This window comes from Brevundimonas sp., from assembly GCF_029945885.1.
Lineage (GTDB): Bacteria > Pseudomonadota > Alphaproteobacteria > Caulobacterales > Caulobacteraceae > Brevundimonas.
Genome location: NZ_JAQSDK010000037.1, coordinates 167,971 through 186,818 on the forward strand (window position 1 = coordinate 167,971; position 18,848 = coordinate 186,818).

13 protein-coding genes are annotated in these 18,848 nt (G+C 68.3%); 6 read left to right on the forward strand and 7 right to left on the reverse strand.

The window, feature by feature from the left end; all coding sequences use genetic code 11:
• Positions 1 to 23: 23 nt before the first annotated feature.
• Positions 24 to 620, reverse strand: a complete 597-nt coding sequence (locus tag PSV00_RS13770) for a hypothetical protein (protein WP_300448256.1) — start codon at positions 618 to 620, stop codon at positions 24 to 26.
• Positions 621 to 986: 366 nt separating this feature from the next.
• Here PSV00_RS13770 and PSV00_RS13775 point away from each other — a divergent pair, with 366 nt between their 5' ends.
• The 3 genes from PSV00_RS13775 to PSV00_RS13785 all read left to right on the forward strand — a co-directional run bounded on the left by PSV00_RS13775 (position 987) and on the right by PSV00_RS13785 (position 4,116).
• The gene (locus PSV00_RS13775; RefSeq protein ID WP_300448259.1) at positions 987 to 2,309 is read left to right on the forward strand and encodes an ammonium transporter; all 1,323 of its coding nucleotides are present in this window, start codon (positions 987 to 989) and stop codon (positions 2,307 to 2,309) included.
• Between the two features lie 115 nt (positions 2,310 to 2,424).
• Entirely contained in the window at positions 2,425 to 3,090 is a 666-nt protein-coding gene (gene upp / locus PSV00_RS13780; RefSeq protein ID WP_300448262.1) for a uracil phosphoribosyltransferase, read from the forward strand.
• Between the two features lie 9 nt (positions 3,091 to 3,099).
• Positions 3,100 to 4,116 carry a M48 family metallopeptidase gene (locus tag PSV00_RS13785; RefSeq protein WP_300448265.1) on the forward strand — a complete coding sequence of 339 codons (1,017 nt, stop codon included), beginning with the start codon at positions 3,100 to 3,102 and terminating at the stop codon, positions 4,114 to 4,116.
• A 31-nt stretch (positions 4,117 to 4,147) separates the two neighbouring features.
• On the opposite strand, the gene PSV00_RS13790 is transcribed toward PSV00_RS13785, so the two are convergent.
• From PSV00_RS13790 to PSV00_RS13800, 3 genes are all read right to left on the reverse strand, one after another.
• Positions 4,148 to 7,729: a M1 family aminopeptidase gene (locus PSV00_RS13790; protein WP_300448268.1), complete on the reverse strand. Its 3,582-nt coding sequence runs from the start codon at positions 7,727 to 7,729 to the stop codon at positions 4,148 to 4,150.
• Positions 7,730 to 7,739: 10 nt separating this feature from the next.
• Positions 7,740 to 8,618 (reverse strand): ABC transporter ATP-binding protein, encoded by an 879-nt coding sequence (locus PSV00_RS13795; protein WP_300448271.1) that lies wholly within the window; start codon positions 8,616 to 8,618, stop codon positions 7,740 to 7,742.
• A 92-nt stretch (positions 8,619 to 8,710) separates the two neighbouring features.
• On the reverse strand, positions 8,711 to 9,121 hold the full coding sequence (locus tag PSV00_RS13800) for an AprI/Inh family metalloprotease inhibitor (protein WP_300448274.1): 411 nt from the start codon (positions 9,119 to 9,121) through the stop codon (positions 8,711 to 8,713).
• 157 nt (positions 9,122 to 9,278) lie between these two features.
• Here PSV00_RS13800 and PSV00_RS13805 point away from each other — a divergent pair, with 157 nt between their 5' ends.
• Positions 9,279 to 11,015, forward strand: coding sequence for a type I secretion system permease/ATPase (locus PSV00_RS13805; protein ID WP_300448276.1), 1,737 nt, complete (start codon positions 9,279 to 9,281; stop codon positions 11,013 to 11,015).
• Positions 11,012 to 12,382: an HlyD family type I secretion periplasmic adaptor subunit gene (locus PSV00_RS13810; protein ID WP_300448279.1), complete on the forward strand. Its 1,371-nt coding sequence runs from the start codon at positions 11,012 to 11,014 to the stop codon at positions 12,380 to 12,382. Before PSV00_RS13805 ends, PSV00_RS13810 begins: the two co-directional genes overlap by 4 nt.
• Positions 12,383 to 12,386: 4 nt before the next feature.
• Here PSV00_RS13810 and PSV00_RS13815 read toward each other — a convergent pair whose 3' ends face one another.
• Together PSV00_RS13815 and PSV00_RS13820 are read right to left on the reverse strand one after the other, a co-directional pair.
• On the reverse strand, positions 12,387 to 14,537 hold the full coding sequence (locus tag PSV00_RS13815; RefSeq protein ID WP_300448281.1) for a malate synthase G: 2,151 nt from the start codon (positions 14,535 to 14,537) through the stop codon (positions 12,387 to 12,389).
• Positions 14,538 to 14,597: 60 nt separating this feature from the next.
• Positions 14,598 to 16,199, reverse strand: a complete 1,602-nt coding sequence (locus PSV00_RS13820; protein WP_300448283.1) for an alpha-amylase family glycosyl hydrolase — start codon at positions 16,197 to 16,199, stop codon at positions 14,598 to 14,600.
• Between the two features lie 373 nt (positions 16,200 to 16,572).
• Between PSV00_RS13820 and PSV00_RS13825 the strand changes: the two genes are divergently transcribed.
• Positions 16,573 to 18,072 carry a DEAD/DEAH box helicase gene (locus PSV00_RS13825; RefSeq protein ID WP_300448285.1) on the forward strand — a complete coding sequence of 500 codons (1,500 nt, stop codon included), beginning with the start codon at positions 16,573 to 16,575 and terminating at the stop codon, positions 18,070 to 18,072.
• Positions 18,073 to 18,080: 8 nt separating this feature from the next.
• Here PSV00_RS13825 and PSV00_RS13830 read toward each other — a convergent pair whose 3' ends face one another.
• Positions 18,081 to 18,833: a competence/damage-inducible protein A gene (locus tag PSV00_RS13830; RefSeq protein WP_300448286.1), complete on the reverse strand. Its 753-nt coding sequence runs from the start codon at positions 18,831 to 18,833 to the stop codon at positions 18,081 to 18,083.
• Between the last annotated feature and the right edge of the window lie 15 nt (positions 18,834 to 18,848).

The following is an 18,848-nucleotide window of genomic DNA, read 5'->3' on the forward strand; positions in this document are numbered from 1 at the left end:
GATTCACGTTCGCCACAGTATCATTAACGCCCCCTTTCGGCGGTCACCCCTGCGTCGGCGGGGGTTTCGCGCCGGGTCGGATCGGCCTCGACCGGAATGACCGCCGCCGCGGGATTGAGCGCCGCTGTCCCGGTCATGAAACCGTTGGGACTCAGGGTGTCCTCGTCTGCGGTCATCAGACCGGCCGCGCGGGCAATGTCAGCGATGAAATTGATGCAGTTCCGGCGCCACAGGCTGTAGGTCGAGCCCTCCGGGCTGCTCCAGTGCGCGATGCGCGCCATCACGGCCTCATACACCGCATCACTGAGCCTCAGCGTCAGATAGGCGCGGCCCTCGGACAGATAGAGGGCGTCGGGCCGTTCGACGACGCCAGCCCCGGAGAACAGCAGCAGCTGGGGCCCCGGAAATTTCGCCGTAAAACCGACGGCCTCATCGACAACCTCGCCAGTGGCATCGACCGTTCCCGTCAGGGTCACATAGGCATGAGGAAACAGCAGCCAGCCGCCGCGAATCTTGTTGCCGCTGTGGGCATAGAAGGTGACCGTGACCGCTGCCGTCGCGGGAGACCCCGCCAGCACGAAGGTCAGACACATCGCCACCAGAATTGTCAGTCGACGCATCACATCCCTCGACTTGCAGCTTCCGAACGGACGTACAGGCTATCAGCCTATCGTCGGCGGAGCAGCCGGAAGCGGCGACGGCCTCAGAAAAACAACGATCCTTGCAGCGCCAGGCCGGTTCCGCCCCGGAAGGCCCGGCCACCAGGGGCGTAACAGGGGCAATGATATTGTGCTCCGCACAATGAGGCAGCACGATCCATCCATAAACAGACTGGATTTTGAGCAATACATCAGCGTCAGCGGTCATATTGCACCGCACACGAAATGAATTGCCTGTACCGGCACCATGGTCTTTCATGGCCGACGTGGTGACGTCCCTCGTGCGGATTGGCCGCCACTCCTGCTCCTCACACCGGGTCCGCAGCCATGATTCGATCGAAACTCACCCCCGTCCTGACAGCGCTCGGCCTGGCCGGACTGGCCGGCCAGGCCGTGGCGGCGGTGCCGGCCCCGCTGCTGGCGCATCAGGCCCCGCTGGTGATTGACGGGGCGGCGACGGCCTGGATCCTGACCTCGACCGCCCTGGTGCTGCTGATGACCCTGCCGGGTCTGGCCCTGTTCTACGGCGGCATGGTCCGGCGCAAGAACGTCATCGCCACCATCGCCCATTCAACGGCCGCCCTGGCCATCGTCACCGTGCTCTGGTTCATCGTCGGCTACAGCCTGTCGTTCGGCACCGGCCCGGCCGCGATCAACGGTCTGGTCGGCGGGCTGCAGGCGGCCTTCCTCAACGGCGTGCGGATCGACACGGCCCACAGCCTGGCCCCGGCCCTGCCCGAATTCCTGTGGATCGCCTACCAGTTGACCTTCGCCATCATCACCCCGGCCCTGATCGCCGGGGCCTTTGCCGAGCGGATGAAATTCTCGGCCTCCCTGCTGTTCTTCGGCCTGTGGCACCTGATCGTCTATGCCCCGATCTGCCATCAGGTCTGGGGTGGCGGCTATCTGGGCGGACTGGGCGTGCTCGACTTCGCCGGCGGGGCCGTCGTGCACGTCAATGCCGGAGTCGCCGGTCTGGTCTGCGCCCTGGTGCTGGGCCCCCGCCACGGTTTCGGTCGCGACAACATGGCCCCGCACAACCTCGCCTATACGGCCATCGGCACGGGCCTGCTGTTCGTCGGCTGGCTGGGCTTCAATGCCGGTTCGGCCTGGGCCGCGGACGGAATCGCCGCCGTCGCTGCCCTGAACACCATCGTCGCCGCCGCGGCGGCCGCCCTGGGCTGGATGGCCGTCGAGTGGATCGAGCGCAAACGCCCCACCCTGCTGGGCCTGCTGTCCGGCCTGGTCGGTGGCCTGGTCGGAATCACCCCGGCGGCCGGTCTGGTCGACCCCAAGGGGGCGCTGATCATCGGCCTGATCTCGGGCCCGGCCTGCTATTTCGGCGCGGTCTGGCTCAAGCGTCTTTTCAGATATGACGACAGCCTCGACGCCTTCGGCATCCATGGGCTGGGCGGCATCGTCGGGGCCCTGCTGACCGGCCTGCTGGCGACCACGGCCATCAATCCGGCCGCCGCCGGAGCCAGTGTGCTGAAACAGGCGATCGGCCTGGCGGCGGTGATCGGCTGGAGCGCCGTCGGCACCTTCATCGTGCTGATGGTCTGCAAATACACCACCGGCCTGCGGGTGACCAAGGAGTCCGAGATCGAGGGTCTGGACTATGCCGAACACGGCGAGACCATTCACGGCTGAGCTCACGACCTCTGTGTCGCCGTGTCGACGGCTCTGGACAGGCCGTCCGCGCAGTAGTCTCGTAGGAGACTTACGGCCGCACGTCAGGGCCGCATCCGGATCCGAGGCAGGCCCCATGTCGACCCATCCCACCGGCTCTGACCAGTCGGGCACCGACGGCATCACCACGGTCGATCATCCCCTGGTCCAGCACAAGCTGACCCTGATGCGGAAGACCGACACCTCGACCGCCCAGTTCCGGCGGCTGCTGCACGAGATCTCGATCCTGCTCTGCTATGAGGTCACCCGCGACCTGCCGCTGGAACCGGTCGCGATCGAGACCCCGGTCGAGGCCACAACGGGGCAGCAGCTGAAGGGCAGGAAGCTGGTCTTCGTGCCGATCCTGCGCGCCGGCCTCGGACTGGTCGAGGGCATGCTGGAGATGGTTCCCGGTGCCCGTGTCGCTCACATCGGCCTGTACCGTGACCCCGCAACCCTGCAGCCGGTGGAATACTATTTCCGCGCGCCCGAGGACGTGGCCGAGCGACTGTGCATCGTCATCGATCCAATGCTGGCCACCGGCAATACGGCGGTCGCGGCCATCGACCGGCTCAAGGCGCGCGGTGTGACGCAACTGCGCTTCGTCTGTCTGGTCGCCTCGCCGGAGGGGCTGGAACGACTGCGGGCCTGCCATCCCGACGTGCCGATCTGGACGGCGGCGGTGGACCGCAGGCTGAACGACCATGGCTATATCCTGCCCGGACTGGGTGACGCAGGCGACAGGCTGTTCGGCACTCGCTAGGATCAGACCATGCGGAAAACGAGCCTGAACGGAGCGGCGGCCGGAGCGATGATTGTCGCGCTCGGCCTTGGTGCCGTCGCCTGTTCGACACCGGCCCCCGGCGGCGGCTCCGCCCTGTCGCCCAGCGATTCCCCCGCCGCGCGGCTCGAGGCGCTGGTGGCCCTGGACCGGCGTGTCGCCGCCGTCGGCTACCGCCTGACCACGGCCAGTGTCGACCTGTGCGCGTCGCGCCGCGACGTGGCCGGCTGGTCCCTGCACGCGGCCAACCAGTACAGCGACGCCCTGCGCCCCGTGGCCGAGGCCCGGTTCGGGCTCGACGGTGACCTGCCCGGCGTCCTGGCCGTCGCCGACGAGAGTCCGGCGGCACGGGCGGGGCTGAGCGCCGGCGACCTGCTGGTCCGGGTCAACGGCGAGGACCTCGAGGCGGGCCACGGTTCCGGGCCACCGTCCCATGACGGACTGGCGGCCAATCTGGCCCGTCTGGATCAGGCCCTGGCCGCGGGGCCGGTGCGGCTGGAGGTTCGTCGTGGCTCCACATTGCGGACCGTGGCCCTGCAACCCATCCAGGCCTGCAGCAGCTTTTTCCAGGTCGATCCGTCCGACGAATACAATGCCCGCGCCGACGGCCGGGGTGTCTTCATCAGCTCGACGATGGCCGCCTATGCCACCGATGATGACGACCTGGCCCTGATCCTGGGGCATGAGCTGGCGCACAATGTGCTGCAGCACCACCCGTCGCCCGAGCCCCTGGGCGACCCGGATCCGGTGCCGGAAACCGCCCTGGCTCGCGGCAATCACTGGACGCAGGAACGCGACGCCGACCGGGTCGGCCTGTATCTGATGGCCCGGGCCGGATTCGACACCGACCGGGCCCCCGGCTTCCTGCGGCGCTTCGGGGCAGACAGCTGGCGCGTCCGCTATGCCCAGATCGGCCACGCCTCGGCCGAGGCCCGCGCCCGGGCGCTGGAAGAGACCAATGCCGAAATCGCCGCCCAGCGCGCGGCTGGCCAGACCCTGCGCCCCTGAGGCCCGGCCGGACAGACTGCGGCGGTGAGCCCTAGTCGGTTGCGGGGCGGACGTTGTCGTCGGACTCGCGATCGATCCATCTGTTGTAGGGATCGACCCCGGCGTAGGTCGGCCGGGTCGCGGTCACGAAGCGGAAGGTCTGGGTCCCGCTGCGCAGCGGCCGGCGCTGCATCAGCAGCACATTGGCCGGTTCAAAGCCGGGCTTGCCCGGTTCGGCACTGAACAGACCGATGTCGAAGGTCTCGCTCAGCGGGGCCTCGGTCTCGACGCCCTGGCCGTCGGCGTACAGTTTGCGCGCCTCGACCACCAGGGTCACGTCCCAGCGACCGTCCGGACGTTCCGCCACCGTGGCCGAGGTCGCCTTGACATCATACAGGGTGATCTTCTCGAACAGGTCGGTGATCAGGGCCTGTTTGTCGGCCGGAGCCTCGGCCCGAAGGGCGGCGACCAGGTCCAGCGACCGGGGATAGGGCGCGGATTTGAAGGCATGGTCCGCGATCAGGCGGCGCAGCGCGCGATTGACCGCGTCCTCGCCGATCTGGTCGCGCAGCAGATACATGACCAGTCCGCCCTTCTGGTAGTGGATATACTGCTGGTTCTCGACCCGCTGCAGCGGCAGTTCTTCCAGCCGCTCCATGCCGCGCGAGCGCAGGTAGCGATCCAGTTCCAGCTTGAGGAAGTTCCGGATCTGGTCCGGGCCGTACATCTTCTCCATCACCATCAGGGCGGAGTACTGGGCCAGGGTCTCGGACAGCAGGGTCGACCCCTGCTGGGCCGAGCCGATCACCTGATGGGCCCACCATTGGTGCGCGAACTCGTGGGCCCCGATGTAGGTCACATAGTCGACCTTGGACGGGTCGGAGAGGTCGGCGATGAAGCCCAGCCCCTCACTCCAGGCGAAGGTGTTGGGGAAGGACTGGGCGTAGCCGGCATAGTCCGGATATTCGACGATCCGCGCCTGACGGAACTGGTAGGGGCCGAAGGCCGGCTGGAAATAGTCGAGCGACTGTTCGAGCGCGGTCATCATGCGATCGACATTGTGGGCACTGGGGTCGTGGTAGATTTCAAAGGTCACGCCGTCGTGCACCTGACGGGTCACCTCATAGCGGGCCGACTGGACCGAGAAGAACATCAGGATCGGGGCTTCGGTGACGAACCGGGCTGTCCGCCGGTCGCCACTGACCGAATCCGACACCCGGTAGCCGGGGGCCACCGCGATCTGGTCGGCCTCGGTCGTCACCGTGATGTCGGCATTGACCCAGTCCGCACCGATGTAGTTCTTCGACTGCGCGGACAGGTCTTCGAGCTTGGGCATGCGCAGTTCGGCCGGCAGGCCGTGCTTGCGCCGCTTGGCCCGGTCCTGCAGCAGGTTGTTGCGGTCCATGCCGATCGTGGGGGCGAATTCGCCGTTGGTGACGAAGGTGCCATTGTCGACCAGTCGGGTGGTGTTGCCGCTGTTCCTGAAGCCCCGCTGTTCCTTCAGCGTCTCGAAGGTGACCGTGCGGCTCTCGCCGGGCTGCATCGGGGTGGCGAACTGATAGATCCGGTACTGGAAATCCGGCCAGTCCCGGTCAGGCTTCGCGCCCTCGACGTCCAGCCGCACCATGTCGAGATCCTCGTCCCAGCGCAGGTGGATTTCGTTGAGCGGGGCGGCGGTCGTGTTGGTGATCACATAGGTGCCGCGCGTCGTCAGGCGCGGCGCGTGCGGATACAGGTCCAGCACCAGGGTAACGTCGGTGATGGCGGGCTGCGGCGTGTTCTCGAAGCCCAGCAGGGTTTTCTCATAGTTGACCATTCGCAGCTCGCGCGCGTCGCGGCTTTGGTAGTCATTCCAGACATTGGTGTTGACGAAGATGAAGGTCCCGAGGGCGACGAAGGCCACCAGGGCGGCCCCGCCGATCAGGCCCGCCGGCCCGGCCAGGCGCCGCGGCAGACGGCGCAGGCGCGGCAGCAGCCGGGTCTCCGTGCCCCGCCGCCACAGGCCGTAGGTGATGACCATCAGGAAAAGGGCGAAGGCGGACCAGTAGGCGTTGCCCCAGGCGGCGAAGGCGGCGAAATCGCCACGACCGTTCATGTCCGACAGCGGCACGCCGACGGTCTGGCCGTAGCGGTACAGCATGTGGTCGAAGCCGAGATTGCCCAGGACCAGGGTCGAGATCAGATAGACGACCATGACGGCCCAGCCGACGAATTTGTTGGGCGACAGGGCCTGAATGAAGATGGCCAGCACCGACAGCAGGATGAAATAGGTCGCGCCGGGCAGGACGTACCAGACAAGGTATTTGCCGAAATCATAGTCCGTGTAGCCCTTGATGGTCTGGACCAGCACGCCGGCCACCACCCCGACCAGCAGGGTCGAGATCAGGACCAGGGCCAGGGCCAGGGTCTTGGGCACCAGGAAGGTCCAGTCCGGAGTCGCCGTCGCGTCGATGATCTCGTGGACCTTGCGCTCACGATCGCGCCAGACCAGCTCGCCGGAATAGTAGATGGCGACGATGATCGCGATCAGGCCGAAGGCCCCGGTCACGGCCGTGATCACCACCCGCGTCACCAGCAGGACCGGCGTGCCGAAGATTTCGCCGGTGAACAGCAGGGTGATGATGCCGAAGGCCAGGGCCAGGGCGATCAACACCAGATAGGCCGGGCTGCGGAAGATCAGCGCCATCTCGAAGCGCGTGCGCGACAGCAGCTGGGCCAGGCCGCTGGCGAAGCCGTAACGGGGCTGCGGCAGGGCACCGGTCGGGACCGGCCCGGACTTCGTGGCGGGCGTGTCGGCCAGGGCGCGCAGCTTGTCGGCCTTGCCGGCCTTGGCCCCACGGATTGCGGGCCGGTACAGCAGCCAGGCCGAGGCCAGTATCAGGAAGGCCACGCCGGTCCACAGCAGCCGGTTGCCCAGCAGCACCCCGTCCAGAGGGGCGAGCAGCGTGTTCTTCTCGGCGACGGTCCAGTATTTGGTGACGAGGCCGAAGGCGGTGCCGCCGAACGGTTCGGCCCAGGCCGCCACGCCTTCCCACTCGGGCTTGTCGCCGACCACCGTCTCGGCGATCAGATACAGGATGAAGACCCCGACCACGCCGACATAGGTGGCCATCATCGAGCGCGTGACCGTGGCCAGGGCGAAGAACAGGGCCGAGGTCAGCAGCAGGCCCGGCAAGGCCAGGACCAGATAGGCATAGACATAGTCGACCGGCCGGAAGGCCCCGAGGGTTTCGGGATCGACCCACGGCATCAGGGTGCCGATCAGATTGCCCAGGCCGACGCTGGTGAAACACAGGGCCACGGCGGCGAAGGCCCCGAGGAAGCGGCCGTACAGATAGTCAAATTTGGACACACGGGTGGCGTGGATCAGCGGACCGAACCCGGTCGTTGTGTCCCGCACCACGACATTGGCGACGATGGCGGTCGAGGCCAGCATGAAGAAGATGGTGAAGACCAGATGGGCCATGGCCAGGGCGTAGGGGGCGTTCTTGTGAACATTGCCTCCGCCGCCCAGACTGATGTTTTCAGTAGCCACCGCGCCGAAGGCCAGCAGGCCGAAGACGATGGCAATCACCCAGAAGGCCGGCTGGCGCAGCTGGTAGCGGAACTCGAAGGCGGCGATCTTTGCAAACATGCGCCCGGCCTCAGGCTGCGTGACGCGCGGTATTGACGGACGCCATATAGACGTCTTCCAGCCCGCCCGGGGCCGGTTCGAATCCGTCGCCGGGATGGGCGTCCGACAGGACGTGGATCACCGTCTGGCCAGCGAACAGCCGGGTGGAGATGATATTGTAGGCGGAGCCGTGGCCCTCGAGTTCCGACTTGTCGATGACCTTGCGCCAGACGCGGCCGTTCAGGCTCTGCATCAGTTCGACCGGCGCGCCCTCCAGCTGAATCTTGCCACCGGCCAGGACCGCCATGCGCGGACACAGGTCCGAGACGTCCTCGACGATATGGGTCGACAGGATGATGACGACGTTCTCGCCGATCTCGGCCAGCAGGTTGAGGAAACGGTTGCGCTCTTCCGGATCCAGCCCGGCGGTCGGTTCGTCGACGATGATCAGTTCGGGGTTGCCGATCAGGGCCTGGGCGATGCCGAAGCGCTGGCGCATGCCGCCGGAAAAGCCCGCCAGGGCCTTCTTGCGCACCGACCACAGATTGGTCTGGTTCAGCAGGGACTCGACCGTCTCCTTGCGTTCACGCGCGCCGGCGATGCCCTTCAGCACCGCCATATGGTTCAGCATGTCGTAGCAGGACACGCGCGGGTAGACGCCGAAGTCCTGGGGCAGATAGCCCAGCACCCGGCGCAGTTTCTCGGGCTCGGCGATCACATCGATGTCGCCGAAGCGGATGCTGCCGGACGTCGGCGTCTGCAGGGTGGCGATCGAACGCATCAGCGTCGACTTGCCGGCCCCGTTCGGGCCGAGCAGGCCGAACATCCCCTTGGGAACGATCAGGCTGACGTCGTCCAGCGCCCTTGTGCCGTTGCCATACACATGGGTCAGGTTCTGGATGGTCAGCATGGCGTCCCCCTTGATATCCGCCCAAGCCTCGCGCGGCTGGCCCCGCAGGGCAAGTTACGGCTGGGACAGGTTCGATCCCGGGAGCCACCGGATCAGAACATGGCGGCGCGGATCATCCGGTATTCCGTGCCGTCGGCACCGACCCCGGTCCAGGCGTCCGGCGTCTCCGGCGCGAAGCTGATCAACGTCGCGCCGGCGGCGTCGACCAGGACGAAACCGGTCGGCGTTCTGCGCCAGTAATGGGCCCGGTTCGCGGCCTTCAGCTCGCAGGTCGCCATCACGACGGCGTGCCCGTCAGCGCGCGAGTCTTCACGCAGGGCCAGTCGGCACAGGCCGGACGCGGCCGCATCAACCGGGCGAATTTCCCAAAGGCCGATCGCGGGGGTCGCATCAGGAGCCGGGTGGGAAATCGGCATCGCATCGTTCCGGGCCTGACAGGCCGTGGCCAGGGTGAGGGCAAGGATCGCGGCGGCGACCGCGGGGACCGGGAACAGGCTCGACATCTGGCGTCTCCGTTTCGCCCCGCCCCCTTATCGCCCCCCGCAGGACCAGCGGGCAAGGCCGGCCAGGCCCCCCCGGGACAGAATCGTCTGTTCCGGCGCGCGCCATGACGATACAGTGTCCGCCTGTCCGTCGTGCAGATGTCGCCAGAAACGCCGCGTGTTCAAGAACCTGCTTCCCAGCCGCCCCGGCACTGAACCCCTCGCCGAGGCGCTGATCGCCTGCCGCACCCATTTCATCTGGGCCGCCGTGTTCAGCGCCCTGGTCAATCTGCTGTACCTGACCCCGACCCTGTACATGCTGCAGGTCTATGACCGGGTGGTGCCGACCGGCGGGCTGATGACCCTGGTCTTCGTCACCGGCGTGGTGATCTTCGCCCTGGCCACCCTGGCCGGTCTGGACTGGCTGAGGGCACGGTTGCTGCTGCGCGCCGGGCTCAGGCTGGACCGGATGCTGGCGGGCAAGGTGCTGGCCCGGGTCGTCGACCTGCAGACCAAGGCTCCCAACACCCAGGCCCTGCGCGAATTCGACAATGTGCGCGGGGCCCTGAGCGGTCAGGGCATGCTGGCGGTGCTGGATGCGCCGTGGACACCGATCTATCTGGCGGCCTGTTTCCTGCTGCACCCGGCCCTGGGTCTGCTGACCCTGGTCGGGGGCCTGCTACTGTTCGCCCTGGCCTGGCTGAATGAACGCGACAGCCGTCCGCGTCTGGCCAGGGCGATCCAGTCCAGCAACACCGCCTATGCCGCCCAGGAGAATATCGCCGGACAGACCGAGGTCGTGCGGGCGCTCGGCATGCGTCAGGCCAGTATCAATCGCCAGATCGAACAGCGCCGTCTGGCCACCGCCGGCCAGGCTGACGCCCAGTTCGCCGGGGGCCGCTACAGCGGGGCGATCAAATTCCTGCGGCTGACGCTGCAGTCCCTGTCGCTGGGCCTGGCGGCCTTCCTTGCCGTGCGCGGCCAGATCTCGGCCGGCGCGATCATCGCCGCCTCGGTCCTGCTGAGCCGGGCCGTGGCCCCGGTCGAGCTGCTGGTCGGGGCCTGGCCCGGCCTGATCCAGGCCCGGACCAGCTGGAAGGCGCTGAACGATCTGTTCGCCGGCACCGCGTCGCGGGACCTGCCGCGCACCACCCTGCCCCCGCCGGCCGGGGCCCTGTCGGTCGAGGGGATCACCGTACAATTCCCTGGCAGCGACGCCCCGCAGCTGCGCGCCGCCAGTTTCAAACTCAGTCCCGGCCAGACCCTGGGCGTGGTCGGGGCCAGCGGCTCGGGCAAGACCACCCTGGCCCGGGTCATCGCCGGGGCGCTGAAACCGGCCTCGGGCACGGTGCGGCTGGACGGGGCCGAATACGACGCCCGCGACGGCGACGACCTGGCCCGCTACATCGGCTATCTGCCCCAGGTCCCCAGCCTGTTCGCCGGCTCGATCAAGGACAATATCTCGCGCTTTGCCATCGCCGCCGGTGCCCCGGTCGAGTCCGTCGATCGCGGAGCGGTGGCGGCCGCCATGGCCGCCGGGGCCCACGAGATGATCCAGCGCCTGCCGCACGGCTATGACACGGTGCTGGGCCCGTTCGGCCAGGGGCTGTCGACCGGCCAGGCCCAGCGCATCGCCCTGGCCCGGGCCCTGTATGGCGATCCGGTTCTGCTGGTGCTGGACGAGCCCAATTCCAATCTCGACCAGGACGGGGAGTCGGCCCTGATGTCGGCCATCCTCGCCGCAGCCGCGCGCGGGGCCGCCGTGGTCATCATCGCCCATCGCGCCGGGGTTCTGGCCCGGGTCGACCGACTGCTGCTGATGCGCGACGGGGTGGTGCAGACCGAAGGGCCGCGTGAGGCAGTGCTCGAGACGATGCGGGCGGCCGTCCGTCCGGCCGAGGCGGTCAAGCAATGACCGGCGCACCGCCCCCCGCCGGCGCCGTGCCGATGCCGGTCCTGCCGGCACCGGTTCTGCCGCCGCCGGTCACCGACGCACCGCGCCGGGAACTGATCATCGGCGGCGTCATCATCGTCGCCTTCTTCGTTCTGTTTCTCGGCTGGGCCGCCTTCGTGCCGCTGGACGCCGGAGCCTATGCCCAGGGCCAGGTGGCCGTGTCTGGCAATCGCCAGGCCGTGCAGCATCGCGAGGGCGGGGTCGTCAGCGCCCTGCATGTGGTCGAGGGCGATACCGTGCGCCAGGGTCAGGTCCTGGTCGAGGTCTCGAGTGGCGAACTGGTCGCCAATGAGCGCGGCCTGACCGGTCAGGTCCTGGCCCTGCTGGCCCAGCGTTCGCGGCTCATCGCCGAGCGCGACCGCGCCCGCGCCATCGCCACCCCGGCCGAATTCGCCGGCCTGCCACCCGCCGACCAGGCCCTGGCCGAGGAGGCCCTGCGCCTGCAACGCCAGCAGTTCAGTGCCCGCCGCAGCGGCCGCTCCACCGAGAGCGGTGTGCTGCAGCAGCGTATCGAACAGCTGAATCAGCAGATGGAAGGTCTGCAGCGGCAGATCGAATCCAATGTCGAGCAGCGTCGCCTGATCGCCGAGGAACTGGCGGGTATCCGCTCACTCGCGGCCCAGGGCTATGCGCCGATGACCCGGGTGCGGGCGCTGGAACGGACCGAGGCGGCGCTGGACGGCGAGCTGGGCTCGCTGCGGGCCCAGGTGGCCCGGGCCCGCGAACAGGTCGGCGAGACCCGGCTGCAGATGCTGTCGGTCTCGACCGGGCTGAACGAGGACGTGGCCGAACAGCTGCGCACCATCGAGGTGCAGCTGAACGAACTGCGGCCGCGCCTGACCGAATACCGGGCCCAGATCGCCCGCAACCAGATCCGCGCGCCCGTGTCGGGCCAGGTCATGGGCCTGACCATCTTTACGCCGGGTGGGGTGATCCAGCCGGGCCAGACCCTGATGGATATCGTCCCGGCCGACGCCTCCCAGATCATCGTCGCCCGGATCCAGCCGACCGACGTCGACAATCTGAAGGTCGGTCAGGACACGGAGGTCAAATTCCCCGGCCTGCGCGAGGGCAATCCGCCGATCGTGCACGGGCGGGTCACGCGGATCTCGGGCGACAGCTTCACCGACGAGACCGACGGCAGCCGCTATTTCCGGGCCGAGATCGTGGTCCCCGCCGACCAGCTGGAACGGCTGGGCCGGCTGGGTCGCACCATCCGTCCGGGCAGCCCGGTCGAGGTCGTGGTCCTGCTGCGCAAGCGCACGGCGCTGGGCTATCTGATCGAACCCCTGACCAACAACCTGTGGCGCTCGGGCAGCGAACAGTAGGGTCTCAGCCTGGGGCCCTGACCCCGACTTTGGCCCTGGCGCGGAAGGCGTGCAGCACGGGTTCGGTATAGCCGTTGGGCTGGGCCTCGCCCTCGAACACCAGGGCCCGGGCCGCCTGGAAGGCGAGGCTGGCCTCGGGGTCCGGGGCCATCGGCCGATACAGGGGATCGCCGGCGTTCTGGGCATCGACCCGGGCCGCCATCCGCCGCAGCGCGGCCTCGACCTGTTCGGCGGTGCAGACCCCGTGCAACAGCCAGTTGGCCATATGCTGGGAGGAAATCCGCAACGTCGCGCGGTCCTCCATCAGACCGACGTCATGGATGTCGGGCACCTTGGAACAGCCGACGCCCTGATCGATCCAGCGCACCACATAGCCGAGGATACCCTGGGCGTTGTTGTCCAGCTCGTCGGTGATGTCCTGTTCCGACCAATTGGCCCCCTCGGCCAGCGGCGGGGTCAGCAGGCCGTCGAGACCGGGCACCGGCTGTTTCGCGACCTCGGCCTGGACCGCGAACACATCGACCGCATGATAGTGCAGCGCATGCAGGGTGGCCGCCGTCGGTGACGGGGTCCAGGCGGTATTGGCCCCGGTCTTGGGATGGCCGATCTTCTGCTCCAGCATCTCGGCCATGCGGTCGGGCGCGGCCCACATCCCCTTGCCGATCTGGGCCCGGCCGGACAGGCCGCAGGCCAGGCCGATGGCGACGTTGCGCGCCTCATAGGCGGTGATCCAGGCGCTGGTCTTCATCGCCGCCTTGCGCACCACCGGACCGGCCTGCATCGCCGTGTGGATCTCGTCGCCGGTGCGGTCGAGGAAGCCGGTGTTGATGAAGGCGATCCGGCCCTTCACCGCATGGATACAGGCGGCCAGATTGGCCGAGGTGCGACGCTCCTCGTCCATCACCCCGACCTTGATCGTGTGCCGCGCCAGACCCAGCAGGTCCTCGACCGCATCGAACAGCCGGTCGGTGAAGGCGCACTCCTCCGGCCCGTGCATCTTGGGTTTGACGATATAGACCGAGCCGGCGCGGCTGTTGCGGAACCGCCCCTGCCCCTTCAGGTCATGCAGGGCGATCAAACTGGTGACGATGGCGTCGAGGATGCCTTCGGGGGCGTCCGATCCGTCGGCCAGCCGCAGCGCCGGCGTCGTCATCAGATGGCCGACGTTGCGCACGAACAGCAGGGCCCGCCCCGGCAGGGTCAGGGTCGCGCCGTTGGGCGCGACATAGGCCCGGTCGGCTTCAAGCGTCCGGGTCAGGCTCTTGCCGCCCTTGTCGAATTGGGCCGACAGCTCGCCGGTCATCAGACCCAGCCAGTTGCGATAGGCGGCGACCTTGTCCTCCGCGTCGACGGCGGCGATCGAGTCCTCCAGATCGACGATGGTCGACAGGGCCGACTCCAGCACCACATCAGCCATGCCCGCCGGATCGGTCGCGCCGATCGGGTGGCTGCGGTCGATGACCAGTTCGATATGCAGGCCGTTGTGGCGCAGCAGGACGTATGTCGGGGCCTCGGCCGGGCCGGTGAAGCCGACGAACTGTTCGGGCCGGGCCAGGGCCGGCGACAGATTGCCGTTGATGATGCGCCAGCCGGTGACATCCGAATGCGACCCGGTCGCCATCGGCACAGCCTCGTCGAGGAAGGTCCGGGCCCGGGCCACGACCCGCGCGCCGCGCGCCGGATCATAGGGGCCGGGAGCCGGCAGGTCGCCGAGGGCGTCGGTGCCGTACAGGGCGTCATACAGACTGCCCCAGCGGGCATTGGCGGCATTCAGCAGGAAGCGGGCGTTCAGCACCGGCACGACCAGCTGCGGTCCGGCCATGCGCGCGATCTCGTCGTCGACCCGGGCGGTCGAGACGGCGAAGGGGGCCGGCTCGGTCACCAGATAGCCGATCTCGCGCAGGAAGGTCTCGGTCGCCAACGGATCATGGGGCTGGCCACGGCGGGACCGGTGCCAGGTGTCGATACGGGTCTGCAGCCCGTCGCGCACGGCCAGCAGGCTGCGGTTCTCGGGGGCGAAGCGGGCAAAGACAGCGGCGACGCCGGTCCAGAAGACGTCGGGTGCAAGATCCAGCCCGGGCAGAACATCGTCCTCGATCAGGGCGACCAGTTCCGGGGCGACTTCAAGGCCGGCGCGGGGTTCAAAAACGGACATCAGCGGCGTCTCCGGCGGCGATGCTGCAGTGCATCATCCAGACCTTGTAACATCCCGTGATCACGCAGGGGAAGTCGACCCCTTCCGGCCCAGAATTCGTGCGGCATAGGGGCCCAGGGCCGAGCCGCCGTCGTCATTGACGGATTCGACCGGGCTCCAGCCGGGGTCCGGCGTCCAGTCGACAGCGGCTCCGGTCGGGTTGAAGGCGCACAGCAGCCGGTCCTCGCCCGTGCCGCGCTCGAATACGATCAGGCCGTCCGGAACGCCGGCGACCATGTGCAACGCCCCTGTCTGCAGGACCGGGCGACTGCGGCGCAGGGCGATCAGCCGCCGGGTCAGGGCCAGGGTCGACGCCGGGTGGTCCGTCTGGCTGGCCACGGACAGCGGCAGGTGGCGGGCATCGACCGGCAGCCAGGGCTCGACGGTCGAGAAGCCGGCCCAGGGAGCCAGGTCGCGCCACGGCATCGGGGTACGCGCCCCGTCGCGGCCCAGGGTCTTCGGCCAGTTGGCAATGGCCTCGGGATCGACCAGCCGGTCGAACGGCACATCGCCCTGGGGCAGGCCCAGCTCCTCGCCCTGATAGAGAAAGACGGTGCCGCGCAGACTGACCAGCAGCAGCAGGGTCAGGGCCGCCATGGCCGCGCGATCGGACTCGGGAGCCCAGCGCGACACGGCGCGCGGCGCGTCATGGTTGGAGAAGGCCCAGGCCGGCCAGCCCTCGCCCGGCGCGCCGGTCCAGCGCCCCAGGGTCGTCGCGACCAGTTCGGGGGTCAGATGCGGGGCATAGAGGAATTCAAAGCCGTAGGAGGTGTTCAGCCGGGCCTGCCCTTCGGTCAGGAGGTGACGCTCCAGATCGACATCATCCCCGCCGACCTCGGCCACAGTGAAGCGGCCGCCATAACTGTCGGTCAGGGCCCGGATCCGTTCAGCGAAGGGGATGATGCCGGGCTGGGACTGGTTGTGAACCTTCAGCTGGAAGTCCAGCGGCCGGGTGCGCGGCCCCGGCGGGGCCGGCGGATTGTCGGTCAGGGCCGGATCGTGCGGCGCGAAATTGAACGCATCTAGCCGGAACCCGTCGACGCCCCGGTCCAGCCAGAAGCGCGCCACCGCCAGCAGGGCATCCTGCACCGCCGGCAGGTCGAGGTTCAGCTGCGGCTGCTCGGCCAGGAAATTGTGCAGATAGTACTGGCCGCGCCGCGCGTCCCAGGTCCAGGCCGGGCCACCGAACACCGACTGCCAGTTCGACGGCGGCGTGCCGTCCGGCTTCGCGTCCGCCCAGACATACCAGTCGGCCCGGGCATTGGTGCGGTTGGCGCGGCTCTCGGCAAACCAGGCATGACGGTCCGACGTATGGCAATAGACCTGGTCGATGATGACCTTCAGCCCCAGACCGTGGGCCCGGGCGATCAGGGCGTCGAAATCTTCCAGCGTGCCGAACACCGGATCGACGCCGCAATAGTCGGAGACGTCATAGCCGAAGTCAGCCATCGGCGACGGGAAGAAGGGCGACAGCCAGACCGCGTCCACGCCCAGCGAGGCGACATGGTCCAGATGGGCCATCACCCCCGGCAGATCCCCGACCCCGTCGCCGTTGCTGTCGGCGAAACTGCGCGGATAGATCTGGTAGATGACCCAGCCGCGCCAGTCGTCGCTCAGGCCCATATCCGCGCTCCGTGATCCCGTGTCCTTCTGTTCTAGACCGGGTTCGTCCGCCTTGTCCTGCACGACTGATGTTGATCGCCCCGGCGCTTGGGCCCCCCTCCGCCTTGACTTCGCCGCAGTCGTGGGCCATTTGCGCTGCGTCGCACAATTGCGATTACCGGTGCGCTCCAGCGCGTGTGGGTCTTCTTCCCTTACGAAGACCTGACTGTAGCAGCGGCCGGCCCTCAAGATTCATTCGCTGCCCGGACACGCGGGGCGGCGCCCGATCCACCCCGCCGGCCTCATCCAGAGGCTCGTTCGGGACTGGCGGTGCGCGGCCTTTTCGGCGTTGAGCCATGGCTGTTGCGCGTCGCCGCACGCGAAAGAAACCATTTTGACCACCCCTACATTTGAATCCTTCGGCCTCAACAAGGCGCTGCTCCAGGCGCTGGCAACCGAGGGCTATGTCACCCCCACCCCGATCCAGGCCCAGGCCATTCCCGACGTCATGCTGGGCAAGGACCTGCTGGGCATCGCCCAGACCGGCACCGGCAAGACGGCTGCCTTCGCCCTGCCGATCCTGCATCGCCTGGCCGAGAACCGCGTCGCCCCGCTGCCGCGCACCACGCGCTGCCTGATCCTGTCGCCGACGCGTGAACTGGCCAGCCAGATCGCCGAGAGCTTCAAGAGCTATGGCAAGCATCTGGGCTTCAAGGTCGCCGTCGTGTTCGGCGGCGTGAAATACGGCCCGCAGGAACGCGCCATCCAGGCCGGTCTCGACGTGCTGGTCGCCACCCCCGGCCGTCTGCTGGACCATATGCAGCAGAAGACCCTGGACCTGTCCTCGACCGAGATCTTCGTGCTCGACGAGGCCGACCAGATGCTGGACCTCGGCTTCGTCAAGCCGATCCGCCAGATCGTCAGCCGCATCCCGACCAAGCGCCAGAACCTGTTCTTCTCGGCCACCATGCCGAACGAGATCGGCAAGCTGGCCGGTGAGCTGCTCAAGGATCCGGTCAAGGTGTCGGTGACGCCCCAGGCCACCACGGTGCAGCGCATCAACCAGTCGGTCATCCACGTCGAACAGGGCCGCAAGCGCGCCCTGCTGACCGAGATGTTCGCCGACGACAACTATACGCGCTGCCTGGTCTTCACCAAGACCAAGCACGGGGCCGACAAGGTCGCCGCCTATCTGGAAGCCGGCGGCGTCCAGGCCGGGGCCATCCACGGCAACAAGAGCCAGCCGCAACGTGAACGCACCCTGGCGGCCTTCAAGGCCGGCAAGCTGCGCGTGCTGGTCGCCACCGACATCGCCGCCCGCGGCATCGACGTCGACGGCGTCTCGCACGTCGTGAATTTCGAACTGCCCTTCGTGCCGGAAGCCTATGTCCACCGCATCGGCCGGACGGCCCGTGCCGGGGCTGACGGCTCGGCCATCAGCTTCGTCGCCGGTGACGAGATGAAGCTGCTGCGCGACATCGAGAAGGTCACGCGCCAGAAGATCCCGGCCACCGACCGTCGCAACGACAAGTCGCTGGGCCTGCTGGACCAGTCGATCATGGCCGCCGGCGTCGGCACCAAGGCGACCATGCCCGACCGCGAGGATCGTCCGCGTGGCGAGGGCCGTGGCCGTGGCCGCAATCCGCACCGCGACGGCGTCAAGCCCGAGGGTGGCGGCCAGCCGCATCGCCAGCGCAAGCCGGCCCCGGGCCGCGACGCCCGTCCTGCCCCAGAGCGTCCGGCCTTTGATCCGATGGCGCGCGAGCGTCCCCGCTCGACCGGCAACAACGACCCGCGCGCCGCCGTGGCCGCCAAGCCCGAGGGTGAACTGAAGCGTCGTCCGCGCAGCCGCCGCCCGTCCAACGGCGGCAAGGGCTACGTCGCCCGCGCCTAGAAATCGGTTCAGGCGGCGGCGGTAATACCCGCCGCCGTCAGATCCGCCAGAAGACCCGAAGCCGCCGCATCCACGGCGGCTTCGTCACGTCCGCGGATCACCAGATTGGTGCCGACCTCGCCGACCGATCCGTGGCCGAACGGATAGCTGCCGAAACTGACCGCGCGCGTCGCCAGGGAGGCGGCGGTCAGGATCTCGGCGATATCGCCCTCGCCGACGCCACTGACCTTCAGGGTGCGGACATGGACCACGGCCCCGGTGCGCAGGCGCGGGGCCACGTCCTCAAGCATGGCGGTCATGATCCTGGGCACCCCGGCCATCACGAAGACATTGCCGATCTGGAAGCCGGGCGCGTCGGTGACCGGATTGGCGATCAGCGTCCCGCCTTCGGGGATCCGCGCCATGCGCCGCCGCGCCGCATTGAAGTCCGCTGCGCCATAGCGCCGCTCCAGGATGGCGACCGCCTCCGGATGTTCCGGCAGGGCCACGCCGAAGGCCCGGGCCACGCAGTCGGCGGTGATGTCATCATGGGTCGGGCCGATACCGCCGGTGGTGAAGACATAGTCGTGCCCGGCGCGCAGGGCGTTCAGGGCCTCGATGATCTGGTCCGCCCGGTCGCCGACCGTGCGCGCCTCCAGCAGGTCGATGCCCAGCGCCGCCAGAAAGCGGGCGATGGTGTTCAGGTTGGTGTCGCGGGTGCGGCCGGACAGGATCTCGTCCCCGATGATCAGGACGGCGGCGGTGGGGGCTGGAAGGGTCATGACCGATCCCTAGCC

Coding starts and splice junctions, on each gene's coding strand:
- PSV00_RS13770 (WP_300448256.1), bottom strand. CDS start 620: ATGCGTCGACTGACAATTCTGGTGGCGATGTGTCTGACCTTCGTGCTG.
- PSV00_RS13775 (WP_300448259.1), top strand. CDS start 987: ATGATTCGATCGAAACTCACCCCCGTCCTGACAGCGCTCGGCCTGGCC.
- upp (WP_300448262.1), top strand. CDS start 2,425: ATGTCGACCCATCCCACCGGCTCTGACCAGTCGGGCACCGACGGCATC.
- PSV00_RS13785 (WP_300448265.1), top strand. CDS start 3,100: ATGCGGAAAACGAGCCTGAACGGAGCGGCGGCCGGAGCGATGATTGTC.
- PSV00_RS13790 (WP_300448268.1), bottom strand. CDS start 7,729: ATGTTTGCAAAGATCGCCGCCTTCGAGTTCCGCTACCAGCTGCGCCAG.
- PSV00_RS13795 (WP_300448271.1), bottom strand. CDS start 8,618: ATGCTGACCATCCAGAACCTGACCCATGTGTATGGCAACGGCACAAGG.
- PSV00_RS13800 (WP_300448274.1), bottom strand. CDS start 9,121: ATGTCGAGCCTGTTCCCGGTCCCCGCGGTCGCCGCCGCGATCCTTGCC.
- PSV00_RS13810 (WP_300448279.1), top strand. CDS start 11,012: ATGACCGGCGCACCGCCCCCCGCCGGCGCCGTGCCGATGCCGGTCCTG.
- PSV00_RS13815 (WP_300448281.1), bottom strand. CDS start 14,537: ATGTCCGTTTTTGAACCCCGCGCCGGCCTTGAAGTCGCCCCGGAACTG.
- PSV00_RS13820 (WP_300448283.1), bottom strand. CDS start 16,199: ATGGGCCTGAGCGACGACTGGCGCGGCTGGGTCATCTACCAGATCTAT.
- PSV00_RS13830 (WP_300448286.1), bottom strand. CDS start 18,833: ATGACCCTTCCAGCCCCCACCGCCGCCGTCCTGATCATCGGGGACGAG.